Below are 15,129 nucleotides of genomic sequence, written 5' to 3'. Positions count from 1 at the left end.
GGGCGAGATGGTCGGCATAGCCCATGCACTTCCGTGTCACTTGGTCGGGGGCCGCCTGACGCTTCCGATATTCGGCGGGTGTGATCCCGACGTGCCGAGTGAACGACCGCCTGAGCGTATCGACATTCGCGAAGCCGCATTTCGCGGCGACCTGTTTCTGCGTGTCATGCGCGTTCTCGAGCAAATGACGAGCCGCCGTGTTGCAGGCGCGCCTGTTTTTCGCCGGCGATGCGCAGCGTTACCGTCTCGGCGTCAATTTCAATCAGGTTCCGGTGAACGCACCGAAGTGTCTCTTGGTGGCCACGCTCCGTCGACGCGTGCTCGAGAACGCTTCGCGAGCACCGCCGCGGGCGGAATCGCGTTAAGTCAGTAAAAAAGTTGTTACGTAACAATCACCAGATGTTTCTCTAACTTTATATACTGAATAACTGCATCACCTCACCCAGGCGAATCTTCGATTCGCAACCGCCGGATTCTGCTGCCCAGACAGCCGGCCACATCCGCTGGCTCCTTCGCCGACGCTTGACGGACAGGCCACAACGGCTCTCCCAACCTCGCTCCCACAAGTCCTCGGCAAAACGCCTATAATGATTGGGCAAATTGCCGGAGAGAGGTCATGAGCACCATCGCTTTTCATCCTTCGGGTATCGCGCATCCGCGTCAGGCCGAATTCACGATTCTCGAGCAGCTGCTGGCGATCCGCGTCCGATCGGGTGCGGATCTTGCCGAGCTGGCGAGCGCACGCATCGACGTCTCGGTAATCGACCGGCTGTCGGAGCGCGGGCTGAAATCGGACGAGCTGGCCTTCATCATCCCGCGCCGCACGCTGAGCCACCGTCGCCAGGCGCACGAACGCCTGTCGCCCGAGGAATCCGACAAGGCGATTCGCCTCGCGCGCATCGTCGCGCAGGCGACGGCCACGTTCGGCGACCAGGACAAGGCGATGGCGTGGCTGCGCAACGGGCTTCAGCGCTTCGGCGGCCGCACGTCGCTCGACATGGCGAGCACCGAGCATGGCGCGCGGCTCGTCGAAGAGGTGCTCACGCAGATCGACGAGGGGTACTTCGCTTGACGACGCTGTGGCGGATCAGCAATTACGCCGACCTGAAAGGCATCGGCGGGTTGCGCGCCGGCGGGCGCTGGCATTTTGCCGGACAGCCCGTCGTGTATCTCGCCGAGCATCCGGCACTCGCGCTGCTCGAGACGCTCGTGCATTTCGAAATCGCCACCGTCGCGCAATTGCCGAGCGGATACCAGTTGCTTCGTATCGAGGTGCCGGAATCGGTGGACGTCGCCGAGATCGCGGAAGGCGACGCGCCGGACGACTGGCAAACGAACGTGGACTGGACCCGCAGCGCCGGCACCGAGTGGCTGCACACGCAGCCGAGCGCGCTGCTGCGCGTCCCGAGCGTCGTCGTGCCGCACGCGCACAACTTCCTGCTGAATCCGCTGCACCCGGCCGCACCCGAGATCCGCGTCGCGGAAGTCATGCAATCGCCGTACGACACCCGGATTCTGCGGCTGATCGAGTCGAAGCCGGGCGAATAGGAAAAAAGAACAGGGCAGGGCCCATGCCGTGAGCTGCTTCAACGCTCGTGCGCGGCGCGATCCGCGGCAGCATCGGGCGGCAGCGTCTGCCGGATGCGCGTGACCGTTCGCGTACTGACGAGACCGAGCATGGCGCTGACATCGGCGTGCGCGTGGCCGGCGAGCAACTGGCGGCGCGCATACGTGTTGCGCAGCACGCGCGGGCTCATGTCCGCTGCGTGGAAGCCGATCGAGGTCAGCGCGTCGCGCACCACGAGCAGCAGAAACATGTCGTTCATCGCGCCACCGCCGCGCGGCGCGGGAAACAGCAGTACCGATGCCGGTGCGTCTGTCGAACGCGCACGCCATGCGGCGAGCGGTGCCAGCGCGAACGCGGCGAGTTCGATCCGGCGCGCCGGCCGCGCGCGATCGCGCGGCACGGACAGCGCCGGCGGCAGCGCGTCGAGATCGGGTGCGTCATGCGTCGTCGCGCGAATCTCGGCGGACGTGATGCCGCTCGCGAGCAGCAGCGCGACGATCGCGCGATTCCGGCAGTCGGCCGGCGTGTCGTCCGATCGCGGCTGCACATGGCGCTGCAGCGCCGCGTCGGCGTCGGGCGGCAGGTAGCACGGCTCGGGCTCACCGTCCGGCCACGTGAGATGGCGCGTCGTCCGGCCGGCCGGTTGGATCGTCCGCACGCCGGTGTCGACCAGATGCCGGCCCAGCCGGTCGATCAGCTTCGCGTAACGCACGCGGGTCGAGGTGCCGGGCGCGCACGTGCGTTCGAGCTCCGTCAGGAAGGCTGCGACGTGGTCGGGCCCGAACGTGGCCAGCGACACGCGGTGCGCGATCAGATGGCGCAGGAACCGTTCGAACATCGCGACGTGCTGCACGACCGAGCGCGGCGCGAACGGCCGGCGGCCGGCGCCGGTCGCGGTGGTTTCCTGCCATGCGCGAAAGGCGCCGACGGGATCGTGAATCCAGCGATTCGTATCCATCCACGATTTATAGCCGGACGCGGTGACGCCGGCAATCGTCCCGATGTCCATTCCAATCCGGCCGGTTCGTGCCATGCAACCGGCGCGTCGGTGCGCGGCACGCGTCTCGTCGATACCGTCGTCGTGCATCGTCAGGTCAACAAGCAAACAAGCAAACAAGCACGAGCAGTAGCGTGATGAAGAACCGGAACGCGTCCGGTACGCCGTTCCATTGCTTCGACATCCACATCCCGAACCATTCGCCACTGGCCACGGCCGCAGGAATTGCCCGCGCGAGCGGCGTGTCCAACGCGATTTCGACAACGCGCTGACGCGGGGCTAGGGCCTGCGCGCGCCGATGCAGTGCAGCAAGCGAACCCTCATGCCGGTGCGGTGGCGCTGCACATACAACGGCCAGTCGCGTCGCGTCATTTCCTTGTTGCGGAAAAAAATTTGTTCGTGGGACTATCGAACGCGTTGCCTGTGCACCGAGGGGGTTGCAGGCAGCGCGATGTCCATCGCAACGACCTAAAAGAACATCGACAGACAATGAACAGAACAGCGATTTTCCCGTATGCGTCCGCGTTGCTCGCGGCTGCCCTGCTGACCGCATGCGGCGGCGACGTCGAGAACGAAGCGGGGCGCACGCCGGCACCTTCGACCGATACGAGCTGCCTCGCGGTCGACAACAGCGGCGCGACGGTCGTGGTGGGCTCGAACCAGCCGGGTGATCCGTCGCTGCCGGAAGCGTCGTCGGGTTATCGCACCGGGATGAAGCCCGTCTATGCGAAGACCTACCTGGTGGCGACGTCGAACGCTTACGCGAGCGCGGCCGGCTGCGCGGTGCTGAAGAAAGGCGGCACGGCCGCCGACGCGGCGGTCGCCGTGCAGGCCGTGCTCGGCCTGACGGTGCCCGAGGCGACGGGCCTCGGGTCGGGCGGCGTGCTGCTCTACTACGATGCGCGCGGCAAGACGCTGCAGGCATACGACGGCCGCGAAACCGCGCCGGCCGCCGCGACGGAGAACTACCTGCGCTACGTCGACGACACGACCGACCATTCGGCGCCGCTGCCGAACGCGCGCGCCAGCGGCCGCTCGATCGGCACGATCGGCGTGCCGCGGCTCATCGAGACACTGCAGCAGGATCACGGCCGGTTGCCGTGGCAGAACCTGTTCGGCGATGCGATCACGCTCGCGACCAACGGCTTCCCGATCGGCGGCCGGCTCGCCGACGCGATCGCGGCAAACGCCGCGAACCTGAAGCGCGACCCCGAGGCCGCCGCATATTTCCTGAATGCCGATGGCTCGCCGAAGACGCTCGGCACCGTACTGAAGAACCCCGCGTACGCGCACACGCTGACGCTGATGGCGCAGTCGGGTGCGAATGCGCTGTACACCGGGCAGATCGCGCAGGACATCGTCGCGAAGATCGCCACGACGAAGGGCGCGGACGGCTCGACGCTCACACCGGGCAAGACGACCGTCGCGGATCTGGCCGCGTATCAGGCGAAGCGCCGCGAACCCGTATGCACGACTTATCGCAGCTACTGGGTGTGCGGGATGCCGCCGCCGTCGTCAGGCGGCATCGCGGTCGCAGCGGCGCTCGGCATTCTCGAGAACTTCGACCTGAAGTCGCTGAAGCCGACGGCGATCGATCTCGAGGGCGGCAAGCCGACCGTCGCGGGCGTGCACCTCGTCACCGAGGCCGAACGGCTCGCGTATGCCGACCGCGACAAGTACGTGGCCGATACGGATTTCGTACCGCTGCCGGGCGGCACGTGGGACACGCTGCTGAACAAGCCGTACCTGAAATCGCGAGCGGCGCTGATCGACACGACCAAGAGCATGGGCACAGCACAGCCCGGCAATTTCGGCGCGGTGCCGCTCGGTGTCGACACGACGCTGATCGAGCACGGCACGAACCAGTTCACGATCGTCGACGGCGACGGCAACGTGCTGAGCGCGACGACGACGGTCGAGTCGAGCATGGGCTCGTTCCACATGACCAACGGCTTCCTGCTGAACAACCAGCTGACCGACTTTTCCGCGAACCCGCTCGACGCATCCGGCAATCCGGTGGCGAACCGCCTGCAGCCGGGCAAGCGGCCGCGCAGCTCGATGGCGCCGACGATCGTGTTCGGGCAGGCTGCCGACGGCTCGCGCGGCGACTTCGTGATGGCGACCGGTTCGCCGGGCGGCGGCACGATTCCGCAATACGTGGTCAAGACGCTGGTCGGCGCGCTCGACTGGGGGCTCGACGCGCAGCAGTCGGCGGGGCTCGTCGACTTCGGCGCGAGCAACAGCCCGACCACCACGATCGGCGGCGAGCATCCGAACGTCAACACGGCGAACAACGGCGCGAACGATCCGCTGATCACGGGGCTCCTCGCGCTCGGGCACAAGGTGTCGACGTCCGCGCAGGCGAGCGGCGTCAACACGGTGATGCGCGTGACGGTTGGCCAGTCGCCGGCGTTGCAGGGCGGCACCGATCCGCGTCGCGAAGGCGTCGTGCTCGGCGATACGTTCCGGCCGTAACCGGGCGGAACGCGCACGGCCCCGATCTGCCTGTATCTGCCAACAGGCGATCGGGGCCGTGTTTCTTTAAGGGGCTGCAATGACGCACGCACGTCTGCTTGAAATGGACGCAGTCTTGTCGGCGCCAGGCTTTTCGATTTCCTCGGCGATGTCGATTGCGACAGCGCGCTGGACAGTCGCGATGCCGAGCCGTTCGACGCAATCGACGGCGATCCGGGTACGGCGATCGACAAGCCGGCAGCAGACGCATTGCGGGAAAAGGCATTCAAGCTCGCCTTCGGCGCATCGGACAACCCGGAGCGGCGGCGTGCGTGTCCGACGATATCGAATCGATCGCGCCGCGTCGGTTGTCGTGCCGCACCGACGGCCGGTCGACACACATACTTTGGGATGCTTATAAAAACGGCTGGTTTCCCTGCTAGCCGTTTCACTTTCGTGGTTTCCCGATGCGCGACGATCGGGTGAAGCGTGATCGCGGGGCGACCCGTGCCGCATGCCGTCGGGTTCGCACCTGCTCGCCGGCAAGTACGCCGTCTTCCCATCTCAAGCCCCCGATTGTCAAACAGTGTGAGTCAATCGTCAGCATTTGCAACTGAAGTAACAGTCCCTGCAAATCAATCGTTTTGCGCGTCGGCGCCGCTACATTAGCTCCACCTGCCGCACGTCGCGGCGAGGCATGCGACAAGCCGCACGAACGCGGCTCGCAGCAACAACGTCTTTGGGGAGAATGACCATGAACAAGATTCGTACGATTCTGCTGGGTGCCGCTCTGACGGCGATGGCGACGTCGGCTGCTTTCGCACAGACGGCCCAGACCGGCGCAGAGGGTTCCGCAGGCGTCGGCGCACAGGTCCAGACGCCGCTGCTCGGCGGCGGCGTGGGCGTGCAGGCTGGCGCCGGCGCGAATGCGGCAGGCTCGGGTTCGGGCGCAGGCAACCTCGTCGGCGGCGCGCTGAACGGCGTCGGCAAGACGGTCGGCGGCGTCGGCAAGACGGTCGGCGGCGTCGGCGCGGCAGCCGGCAATGCGGTGGGCGGCGCGACCCAGGCGGTGGGTTCGGCAGCGGGCACGGCGAAGGATGCCGCGGCCTCGGCCGTACACTCGACGAAGTCGCACGTGAAGCACGTCGCAGGTACCGCAAAGAGCCACGCGCAAGGCGCGGTGTCGACGGCAGGCGACGTTGCGGGCGGCGCGAAGGCGAAGGCCGGCGAAGCGCTCGAAGGCGCGACGAACTCGGTGCAGGGCGGCGCATCGGTCGGCGTGAAGGGTTCGGCTTCGGCACAAGGCGGCGCGCTGTAAGCAGCACGCATCCAATCACGGCCCGGCCCGCTTCGAAGCGGGCCGGGCCGTTTTTTATCGGCGCACATAGCGCGCCGTTCGATGTTCGTCGCAATACAGTGATGCATCGGCGTTCGCCGCGAATCCGGCGGCGCGATGGGCACGTGCGCTACCGGATGCCCCGGGCACGAGCCCGCGACAGGCGACGCGCGCGGCCCCTGCCCATTACCCGGCTGCCATGCTTAAATAGCGGGGCTCCCGGTTGCCGGGCTGCCGCGATGGCAGCGCCGGCCGACGCGGGCAAGCATGTCCGATCGACATCGTGACGACAGACGACACCAAAACGCCGTTCCGGCCCGCCCGGCGCGGCCCGATAACATTCCGAGGCATCACGTCATGACCATCCTGTTCCGTCTTCTCGCGCTCGCCTGCGCGCTCTGGCTGGCCGCCTGCGCAGCGCCGCCCCCGCCGTCAGGCAGTATCGGCGCGTCTGCGGCTTCACCGCTGGTTCCGGACGCCAGCGAACGCCGCGGGCTCGGCACCGCGTGGGGCGAGTCGGTGCGATCCGAAACCCGCAATGTCGAATTCGAACGCGCGGATCCGGCGAAGCCGACGGATCTCGCGTCGGTCTACTACAACGACGCGCTGCCCGGACATCTGCCCGCATCCCAGGTGCGCCGGCTGCCGACCCGCGTCGCGCTCGCGAACGGCGACATCGCGCTGTCGTTTACGGACGAGAAGGGCGCGCCGCTGCGCCTCGCGCGCAACAACGGCCGCTGGCACATGGCAGGTGTCGAGGGTTCGCGCTACATGATCGTGCTGCGCAACCAGGGGCGCCGCACGTTCGAAGTCGTGTCGACGGTCGACGGGCTCGACGTGCTGTCAGGGCGGCCGGGCAGCTATACGAACGGCGGTTACGTGCTGTATCCGGGCCGCACGCTGACGATCGAGGGCTTCCGCAAGAGCCGCGACGAAGTCGCCGCGTTCCGCTTCGCGGCGGTACCTGACAGCTATGTCGCGAACTCGAAGTACGGCGATGCCGCGAACGTCGGCGTGATCGGCGTCGCGCTGTTCGCGCAGAAGGAGAACGACGAGGAAGCGCTGCGCCGCAACGCGAATCCGTTCCCTGGCAACGACAATGGCTTTGCGCCGCCGCCCGTGCCGCGCGGCGAGTGATGGCATGCAGCGGATCGCGCCGCGTTCGTCTCGACGAACGACGCACGCGGCGCGATCCGGAAACGGTATTACCCGGGTGGCACGCCGGTGCATACGACGAACCCCGCGGCGATCCCGCGCGATCCATGCGAATACGAAACCGCCGGACGATATCGGTTGCGTTGAAGACAGCGGTGCTGGCGCTGTCGGTTTCCAAACGCCGACGCCCGAATCGGTGCGTCCCGCCAGCGGCCATGCGATCGAATGGCCACGACGCACCGGCCGGCAACGACGTTCGGTGGAAATATCTCGCGCACGACGGCGGTAAGACAGTCGCGCCACGGCACAATGGCCGTTCGAATTGGCATCGCGTGCTTTCTCCACCATCCGGACCGACGGAGAACCCCATGTCGTTACCCGCTTTCAGGTACCATCCCGACCCGCTGGCAACCGGCAGCGTGATCCGGTCGGATGCGCGCGGCTACCAGGATTGCGATTGACGGCCGGGCCTGCGCGAGCGGCGCCGCCCTTCGTCATGAAACAGAGGAATCTTCGTGAAGTTCATCCACGCGGCAGACATTCACCTTGACAGCCCGTTGCACGGCCTGAGCGCGTATCCCGACGCGCCGGCCGCGCAGTTGCGCAACGCGTCGCGCGAGGCGCTGCGGCAGCTCGTGGATCGTGCGATCGAAGAGGAAGTCGCGTTCCTCGTGATCGCAGGCGACCTGTACGACGGCGACTGGAAGGATCACAACACGGGCATCTTCTTCGGCCAGCAGATGGGGCGCCTGCGCAAGGCGGGCATCCGCGCGTTCGTCCTCGGCGGCAACCACGATGCCGAAAGCGAGATGACGAAGAAGCTGACGCTGCCCGACAACGTCACCGTGTTCGGCCACCGCAAGCCGGAAACCTTCAGGCTGCCGGAATTCGACGTCGCGCTGCACGGGCAGAGCTTCAAGGACAAGGCCGTCGTCGACAATCTCGCGATCGGCTATCCGGACCCGGTGCCCGGGCACTACAACATCGGCGTGCTGCACACAGCGCTCGAAGGTTATGCGGCGCACGCGAACTATGCGCCGTGCACGCTGGCCGAACTGCACGCGAAAGGCTACGACTACTGGGCGCTCGGCCACGTGCACGAATTCCAGCAGTGGACGGGCCCGTCCACCGTCGTGTTTCCCGGCAACCTGCAGGGGCGCCATATCCGCGAGACGGGCCGGCGCGGCGCGGTGCTCGTGACGGTCGAGCAAGGCCGTACGCAGGTCGAGCGCCTGTATCTCGACGTGCTGCGGTGGGAAGCCGTGTCGGTCGACGCATCCGATTGCTTCACGGTCGCCGATTTGTCGAGAAAGATCGGCCAGTCGCTGGAGGCGCTGCTGACCGTCGACGGCCACGTGCCGCGCGCGGTGCGCGTGACGGTCACCGGGCGCACGCCCGCGCACGGGCTCTTTTTCGGCCGCGCGCCGCAGCTGCGTGCGGAGGTGCTGAACCAGATCGGCATCATCGGCAACGAGCGGCTGTGGCTGGAGAAGGTCCGGCTCGCGACGTCTGCCGCCGATCATCAGCAGGGTGAGAGCGAGCAGCTTGAAGCGCTGGAGGATTTGAAGCAGATCCTGGCCGAAGCCGCGCACGATCCGGATTTCCTCGCGCTGCTCGAACGCGATCTGAAGCCGTTCGTCGGCAAGGTCCGCAGCGACGTGAAGGAAGAAGTGCCGTTGTTGACGATGGCGCGCGCGGGCGAGCTCACGGCGCTGGTCGAGCAGGTCGGTCCCGCGCTGCTCGCGCGGCTGGCAAGGGGGGAGTAAGCGATGCGCATCAGCCAGCTCGATCTGATCAAGTACGGCAAGTTCACCGACGAAACACTGCGGTTCCCGTCGGCCGGCGAGGATTTTCATGTGATCGTGGGGCCGAACGAGGCCGGCAAGTCGACGATCCGCACGGCCGTGTCCGAGCTGTTGTTCGGGATGAAGCTGCAGACGCCGCTCGATTTCCTGCACAGCACGCCTGAACTGCGGATCGGCGGCGTGCTCGAGAACGGCACGGGCGAGTTCGCGTTTCATCGTGCGCGCGGACGCAGTCCGTTGCGCACGCCTGCCGACGACAAGCTTCCCGACGACTATCTGGCCGCCATCCTCGACGGCGCGACGCGCGAATTCTTCGAGCAGATGTTCGGGCTCGATCACGGGCGGCTGGTCGACGGCGGCCGCAGTATTCTCGATGCATCCGACAAGCTCGGCCAGGTGCTGTTCGAATCGGCTGCCGGTGTCGGCAGTCTCGGGCCGGTGCGCGAGGAACTCGACGCGCGTTCGGTCGAACTTTGGGCACCGCGCCGCAGCGGCAGCGCGTTTGCGCTGGCAGAAACATCGTTCAACGAAGCCGTGACCGAACTGAAGACGGTCCAGGTGCGCACGCGCGACTGGGTCGATCGCAAGGACGCGCGCGAAGCGGTCGAACAGCAGATCGAGCACGCGCGCGCGGAGCAGCGCCGGCTCGAATCGCTGCGCTCGAAGCTCGAGCGCGTTCGGCGGTTGGCACCATACCTGAAGGAGCTGACGGTCAAGGATGCGGCGCTGGCAGAACTGGGCGCGGTCGTCGAGTTGCCGCCGACCGCGTATGCGGACCTGCTGAAGGCGCAGGGCGATCTCGCGGCCGAACAGAAGGTGCTCGAAGAACGGCGTGCCGACCTGCTTGCGAAACGGCAGGCGCGCGATGCGATCGATGCCGACGCCGATACGCTGGCGCTCGAAGCCGACATCGAAGCGCTCGATCGGCTGCGCGGCGCGTGCATGAATCACGCGCAGGATCTGTTGCTGCTCGGCGCCGACGTCGAGCGGCACCTGTCCGCCGCATTTTCGGCGGCCGCGCAGCTCGACTGGCCGACGGACGAAGCGACGCTGCGCGCGTCGCTGCCGACGGCGCTGTCGCTGAAGACCGTCGCGAACCTGCTGCGCGAACATGGCGCGCTGCATCAGGCGCTTGCCGGCGCGCGCGAATCGCTCGACGAACGCACGCGCGAGCTTGCGCAGGTGCAGGAGCAACGGGCGCGCCTGTCGACCGCCGACGTGCCAGAGGCGCTGCGCGCGGCGCTCGCCGATGCGCAAGGCTTTCGCAACAGCGGCCAACGCGAACAGGCGCTCGAACATGAAATCGCTGCCGCCGAACGCACGCTGTCCGGCGCGCTCGATGCGCTCGGCCAGTGGCGCATGCCGGTCGATACGCTGCGCGCGCTCGACGTGCCGTCGGCGGCGCGGCTCGGCGCGCTGCTCAAGGAGGACAGCGAACGCGCCAGCGCGGCCGCTGCCGCGCGCGACGCGCGGGACGGCGCGCTCGAAGAGCTCGAGCGGCTCGAATTGCAGGAGAAGCATTTCGCGGAGAACCACAAGGTCGTCACGACCGCCGACGTGCTGGCGGCGCGCGCACGACGCGACGGTGTCTGGGGCGAGATCCGCAGCGGCGCCGTCGATCTGGCGACGGGCGCACCGGCGGTCGACGACGCGATTCGCCTCGCCGACGAACTCGTCGATGCGCAGCTCGGCGCTACGCAGGCGGCGGCGACGCTGCAGTCGCTGCGTCAGCAGGTCGAATCCGCGCGTGCCGGTGTCGCGCGCAGGCAGGCTGCGTCGGACGAACGCGAACGCGAGCTGGCCGCGCATCGCGACGCATGGGCCGAACTCGCGACGACGGCCGCGGTGCCCGGCATGCCGCTGGCGGCGATGGGCGACTGGCTCGCGAAGCGCGATACGGTGTTCGCTGCGCAGGCCGATCTCGACCGTCAGCGCCGCGAATTCGACACGATTCGCGCGGAGCGCGCCGGTGCCGAAGCCGCGTTGCGTTCGGCGCTGCATACGGTGTCGCGAGGCAGCGAGACGGACGGACTGGCGGCACTCGTCGCCATCGCCGAGACGTTCGTGCAGTCGGCCGAGAAAGCGATCGCGCAGAAGGACAGCCTCGACGACCGCGCGCGGGAAGCCGAACGCGGATGCGCAACGGCGCAGTCGCGAGTCGGCCATGCGCAAGCAGCCTACGATGCGTGGCACGCGCAATGGCGCGACGCGCTGGCCGACGCGAAACTTTCCGCGAGCGCGGTGACGCTGGCAGCGGCAGAAGGCGCGCTCGGGCTCGCGAATGCGGTGACGGCCGAACTGGCCGATGCGGATGCGCCGCGCAACCGCATCGCCGCGATCCGCGCCGAGCTGGCCGCGCTCGAGGCCGGCGCGCGGCGGCTTGCCGAAGCGCTCGCGCCGGAATGGCTGGCGAGCGGCGACTGGCTGGACGTGGCACGCAGGCTGGCGATGCGTCTCGCGGCCGCGAAGGAAATCGCGCGCGCGATCGAGCGTGCCGACGAAGCCGTGCGGCAGGCCGACGGCAAGGTCACGGATGCGGCCGCGGCGGTGGCGGGCGCCGATGCGCGTATCCAGCCGCTGCTTCAATTGGCCGGCGTGGCGTCGATCGACGCGGCGCTGCCGCTGGCCGAACGCTCGGATCGACAGCGCCAGCTTCGGCAGGCGGTCGATGCCGCGCACGAGGCGCTGGTGCGCGACGGCGACGGGCTGTCCCGTTCGGCCGTCGAGGCGGAGGTCGCGGAACAGGACATCGCCGACGTGCCGGCGCGTCTGGAGGCGGTGAAGCAGTCGCTGAGCGATGTCGGCAAGCGGTTGAACGAGCTCGCGCAGCAGCAGGTCGTGGCCGACCAGGCGTTCGGCGCGATCGACGGCCAGGCGAACGCGGCCGTCGCCGAATCGAAGCGGCAGGAAGCGCTCGCGGCGATGGGCGACGCGGCCGAACAGTATCTGGAGGCGGCCACCGCAAGCCGCTTGCTGAAGTGGGCGACGGACCGCTATCGCGACCAGAAGCAGGGGCCGATGCTCAGGCGGGCGGGCGAGATCTTCGCCGGGCTCACGCTGGGCGAGTTCGCGAAGCTCACCGTCGATACCGAACGGACGCCGCCGGCGCTGTATGCACGGCGGATAAAGGGGGCGTCGGTCGAGGTCGCAGGGTTGAGCGAAGGAACGCGCGACCAGTTGTTCCTTGCGCTGCGAATCGCGGCGCTGGAGCTGCAGCTCGGCAGCAGGACCGCGCTGCCGTTCGTTGCCGACGACCTGTTCATCAACTTCGACGACGCGCGCGCGAAGGCCGGGCTCGACGCGCTGCGCGATCTGTCGACGCGAACCCAGGTGCTGTTCCTGACGCACCACGACCACCTGCTGCCGCTCGTGAAGGACGTATTCGGCGCGCGGGTCAACGTGGTCGAGCTGCAGCGCGCGCCGGCCGGCGCGTGACGCGGGGCGCGCAGGGATGCCGGCACACGGGAAGGGTCATCGCGAGCAGGTAGTATGTGCGGTTCCGAAATGCACGCGGCCGGTTCTGCCGGTCGCGGGACTGGCCACACGAGGGGGGAACATGAAAAAGCTGGTAGCCGCGATCGCGTTCGCGGCGGACAAGCATCGCAATCAGCGGCGCAAGGACGAAGAAGCGTCGCCGTACATCAATCATCCGATCGCGCTTGCCGACGTGCTGGCCAACGAAGCCGGCGTCGAGGACGAACGCGTGATCGTCGCGGCCGTGCTGCACGACACGGTCGAGGATACGGAGACGACCGAGCAGGAGCTGCTGCGGCTGTTCGGCAAGGACGTGGCGGACATCGTAATGGAAGTCACGGACGACAAGTCGCTGCCGAAGGACGAGCGCAAGCGCCTGCAGGTCGAGCATGCGGCTACCATCAGCCGGCGCGCCAAGCTCGTGAAGCTGGCCGACAAGATCTGCAACCTGCGCGACATCGCGCGGCATCCGCCCGCGGACTGGCCGCTCGAGCGCAAGCAGGCGTACTTCGACTGGGCGAAGTCGGTCGTCGATCCGATGCGCGGCGTGCATCCCGGTCTCGAGGCCATTTTCGACGCCGCGTACGGCGCACGGCCCGCGGACTGAGGCGTCCGCATGCGATCGGCCCGATCCGTCGGATCCGCCGCACGGCAACCGGCTGCCGTGGCGGGTGTCGACGTCGGGGGCGACAGGAAGCTATGCGATCTCGTGATCCTGCGCGGGTCGACGGTCGTTTGCCGCGAACGGCGGATCGCGCCCGAGGCGTTGCCTGCGCTGTGCCTCGCCCATGACGTCATGGCCGTTGGCGTCGACGCGCCGAGCCTGTGGTGGGCGGGAAGCGGGCGCCGGGCGGCCGAGCAGGCGCTCGCGCGCGAACGAATCTCGTGCTTTCCGACGCCGTCGCGGGAGCAGGCGGTCGCGAGCACGTCGGGCTTCTTCGACTGGATGTTCATCGGAGAGCGTGTCTACCGCGCGCTTGCGGATGCCTATCCGTTGCTTACCGGCGCGCACTATGCGGGCGGGCGCGCGAGCTTCGAAACCTATCCGTACGCGATTACCTGCGCGATGCTGGGCAAGGCGGTTGCATCGGCGAAGCAGAAGCGCAACCAGCGCCGGCAATTGCTGGAGCGGCTGGGGATCGACGTGTCGACGCTGCTATCCGTCGATGCGCGAGACGCGACCCTTTGCGCGCTGACGGCGCAATACGTCATCGACGGGAACGCGCATGCATATGGCGATGCAGAGGGTGGATATATCCGTGTGCCGATCGTGAGCGAGACGATCGTGCTCGACTCGTTGTAGTTGCGACGCGCGACCCCGGGCGGGCGCAGATCGCAGGATTGTCGTTGCGACAAGGTGAGCTTTTGCGGGAGGTGTGCGGCAGGCCTGACGACGAAGGTGTCAGGCAGCGATTGTCTGTCGGCACGCGTCGGGATTGCGGGCGCACACGACATGACGCCGGTGCGCCGCGCGGTCCCGAGCGGCACTGCTCAATCCTCGAGGATGGATTTCGGCACGCTGGACAGATCGCAGGCTTGCGCCTGTTCGAAGTAGCCTTCCGCATCGTCGATCATCACGACCGCGACGTCGATCAGTTCGTCGAGCCGTTGCAGCAGGGATTCACGCCACTCGATGTCTTCGTCGCGCTCGGGCGTCTTGTCCATCTGCTCGATGATCGAGTCGGCCGTCTGCAGGAAAGGAATCGCCTGCTGATAGTTTTCGATCGAAACCAGCGCCGCATTGCGTGCGCCGATGAGCCGTTCGCGATGCTCGTCCGCGAGTTCGGATTCGCCGCTGATCCGCGGCAATACATCCGAGATGCGTTGCAGAAGCGGCGGGACCTGTTCTTCGAGCAGGATGGCGCGCTCGCGCAGCGCTGCATATTCGTCGCGAAGATCGGCGTCGCCGGGTTGAGTGGTGCTGTCCATCGTCGATGTGAGTGCGTGGTTCGGTCGCGGCATGATACTCGACTGCGTAAGGTCTCCTTGTCCGTTCCGCAGGAGGGTTGCGCAACCGATGAAGGCGTGAACGCGCGATATTGCAGCCGGTCGGTGCGACATCGTGTTCGGCGGCCCGGTGATTGGCGGGGATGTGAACCCGGAGCGCGCTTGGGAGCGTCATGCCGCTCGTCTCCTATTTATAGGAAGAAAGAGTGGCTTGTCCCGCATCTATAGCGGGCGGCTCGCGCTGTGATGCCGGGCCCGTCGAGCCCCAAGTCACCGTGCGCGATAGCGCACGGTGACTGTTTCAAAATAATTTCACAAAGGGGCTTGCGCGAAGGGTGCGGGGTGCATAGAATCACGCCTCTTTCGCGCTAACGGAAACGCGGCGCGGGAGAGG

13 protein-coding genes and 2 pseudogenes are annotated in these 15,129 nt (G+C 67.4%); 11 read left to right on the top strand and 4 right to left on the bottom strand.

The genetic code is table 11. The annotated features are described in order from the left end of the window. Positions 1-52 precede the first annotated feature (52 nt). A pseudogene (locus tag KVT39_RS38545) lies at positions 53-199 on the bottom strand (helix-turn-helix domain-containing protein); the annotation flags it as partial. Here KVT39_RS38545 and KVT39_RS25520 point away from each other — a divergent pair. The 3 genes and pseudogenes from KVT39_RS25520 to KVT39_RS25510 all read left to right on the top strand — a co-directional run. Then, positions 198-290: pseudogene (locus KVT39_RS25520) on the top strand (catalase); the annotation flags it as partial. The pseudogenes KVT39_RS38545 and KVT39_RS25520 overlap by 2 nt on opposite strands. A 326-nt stretch (positions 291-616) precedes the next feature. After that, positions 617-1,072 carry an antitoxin Xre/MbcA/ParS toxin-binding domain-containing protein gene (locus KVT39_RS25515; RefSeq protein ID WP_034182562.1) on the top strand — a complete coding sequence of 152 codons (456 nt, stop codon included), beginning with the start codon at positions 617-619 and terminating at the stop codon, positions 1,070-1,072. Next, positions 1,069-1,548, top strand: a complete 480-nt coding sequence (locus KVT39_RS25510) for an RES family NAD+ phosphorylase (protein WP_034182563.1) — start codon at positions 1,069-1,071, stop codon at positions 1,546-1,548. Before KVT39_RS25515 ends, KVT39_RS25510 begins: the two co-directional genes overlap by 4 nt. Before the next feature lie 38 nt (positions 1,549-1,586). Here the strand turns inward: KVT39_RS25510 and KVT39_RS25505 are convergent, their stop codons facing one another. Together KVT39_RS25505 and KVT39_RS38540 are read right to left on the bottom strand one after the other, a co-directional pair. Further along, entirely contained in the window at positions 1,587-2,525 is a 939-nt protein-coding gene (locus tag KVT39_RS25505; RefSeq protein ID WP_217590581.1) for a site-specific integrase, read from the bottom strand. Between the two features lie 136 nt (positions 2,526-2,661). Further along, positions 2,662-3,117 carry a DUF2165 family protein gene (locus KVT39_RS38540; protein ID WP_279608111.1) on the bottom strand — a complete coding sequence of 152 codons (456 nt, stop codon included), beginning with the start codon at positions 3,115-3,117 and terminating at the stop codon, positions 2,662-2,664. On the opposite strand from KVT39_RS38540, the gene KVT39_RS25495 reads away from it, so the two are divergent. The 8 genes from KVT39_RS25495 (at position 3,054) to KVT39_RS25460 (ending at position 14,091) form a co-directional block, all read left to right on the top strand. Next, positions 3,054-5,039, top strand: a complete 1,986-nt coding sequence (locus KVT39_RS25495) for a gamma-glutamyltransferase family protein (RefSeq protein ID WP_131949422.1) — start codon at positions 3,054-3,056, stop codon at positions 5,037-5,039. The two genes, KVT39_RS38540 and KVT39_RS25495, sit on opposite strands and share 64 nt — an antisense overlap. A gap of 733 nt (positions 5,040-5,772) precedes the next feature. Further along, complete coding sequence (locus tag KVT39_RS25490; RefSeq protein ID WP_217590467.1) at positions 5,773-6,336, top strand: hypothetical protein; 564 nt, start codon at positions 5,773-5,775, stop codon at positions 6,334-6,336. A 375-nt stretch (positions 6,337-6,711) separates the two neighbouring features. Further along, the gene (locus KVT39_RS25485) at positions 6,712-7,491 is read left to right on the top strand and encodes a hypothetical protein (RefSeq protein WP_034182566.1); all 780 of its coding nucleotides are present in this window, start codon (positions 6,712-6,714) and stop codon (positions 7,489-7,491) included. Positions 7,492-7,877: 386 nt separating this feature from the next. Continuing rightward, positions 7,878-7,970: a CbrC family protein gene (locus tag KVT39_RS25480; RefSeq protein ID WP_162631812.1), complete on the top strand. Its 93-nt coding sequence runs from the start codon at positions 7,878-7,880 to the stop codon at positions 7,968-7,970. Positions 7,971-8,024: 54 nt separating this feature from the next. Beyond that, entirely contained in the window at positions 8,025-9,275 is a 1,251-nt protein-coding gene (locus tag KVT39_RS25475) for a DNA repair exonuclease (RefSeq protein ID WP_131949423.1), read from the top strand. 3 nt (positions 9,276-9,278) lie between these two features. After that, positions 9,279-12,749: a YhaN family protein gene (locus KVT39_RS25470; RefSeq protein WP_217590466.1), complete on the top strand. Its 3,471-nt coding sequence runs from the start codon at positions 9,279-9,281 to the stop codon at positions 12,747-12,749. A gap of 121 nt (positions 12,750-12,870) precedes the next feature. Then, positions 12,871-13,395: an HD domain-containing protein gene (locus tag KVT39_RS25465; RefSeq protein ID WP_034182569.1), complete on the top strand. Its 525-nt coding sequence runs from the start codon at positions 12,871-12,873 to the stop codon at positions 13,393-13,395. A gap of 9 nt (positions 13,396-13,404) precedes the next feature. Beyond that, a complete protein-coding gene (locus KVT39_RS25460; protein WP_131949425.1) occupies positions 13,405-14,091 on the top strand; it encodes a DUF429 domain-containing protein in 687 nt (228 codons plus the stop codon). 188 nt (positions 14,092-14,279) lie between these two features. Here KVT39_RS25460 and KVT39_RS25455 read toward each other — a convergent pair whose 3' ends face one another. After that, positions 14,280-14,750 carry an ATPase gene (locus KVT39_RS25455; RefSeq protein ID WP_217590580.1) on the bottom strand — a complete coding sequence of 157 codons (471 nt, stop codon included), beginning with the start codon at positions 14,748-14,750 and terminating at the stop codon, positions 14,280-14,282. Positions 14,751-15,129: the final 379 nt, after the last annotated feature.

It is taken from the genome of Burkholderia sp. GbtcB21, assembly GCF_019091065.1.
GTDB classification, from domain to species: Bacteria; Pseudomonadota; Gammaproteobacteria; order Burkholderiales; family Burkholderiaceae; genus Burkholderia; species Burkholderia pyrrocinia_C.
The sequence above is the reverse complement of the archived record's forward strand: the minus strand, read 5'-3'. Positions and strand labels throughout refer to the sequence as shown.

Bases quoted from the DNA above. Each gene is read 5' to 3' on its own strand.
- KVT39_RS25515 (WP_034182562.1), top strand. From the start codon at position 617: ATGAGCACCATCGCTTTTCATCCTTCGGGTATCGCGCATCCGCGTCAG.
- KVT39_RS25505 (WP_217590581.1), bottom strand. From the start codon at position 2,525: ATGGATACGAATCGCTGGATTCACGATCCCGTCGGCGCCTTTCGCGCA.
- KVT39_RS25495 (WP_131949422.1), top strand. From the start codon at position 3,054: ATGAACAGAACAGCGATTTTCCCGTATGCGTCCGCGTTGCTCGCGGCT.
- KVT39_RS38540 (WP_279608111.1), bottom strand. From the start codon at position 3,117: ATGCGGTCAGCAGGGCAGCCGCGAGCAACGCGGACGCATACGGGAAAA.
- KVT39_RS25490 (WP_217590467.1), top strand. From the start codon at position 5,773: ATGAACAAGATTCGTACGATTCTGCTGGGTGCCGCTCTGACGGCGATG.
- KVT39_RS25485 (WP_034182566.1), top strand. From the start codon at position 6,712: ATGACCATCCTGTTCCGTCTTCTCGCGCTCGCCTGCGCGCTCTGGCTG.
- KVT39_RS25480 (WP_162631812.1), top strand. From the start codon at position 7,878: ATGTCGTTACCCGCTTTCAGGTACCATCCCGACCCGCTGGCAACCGGC.
- KVT39_RS25470 (WP_217590466.1), top strand. From the start codon at position 9,279: ATGCGCATCAGCCAGCTCGATCTGATCAAGTACGGCAAGTTCACCGAC.
- KVT39_RS25465 (WP_034182569.1), top strand. From the start codon at position 12,871: ATGAAAAAGCTGGTAGCCGCGATCGCGTTCGCGGCGGACAAGCATCGC.
- KVT39_RS25460 (WP_131949425.1), top strand. From the start codon at position 13,405: ATGCGATCGGCCCGATCCGTCGGATCCGCCGCACGGCAACCGGCTGCC.
- KVT39_RS25455 (WP_217590580.1), bottom strand. From the start codon at position 14,750: ATGCCGCGACCGAACCACGCACTCACATCGACGATGGACAGCACCACT.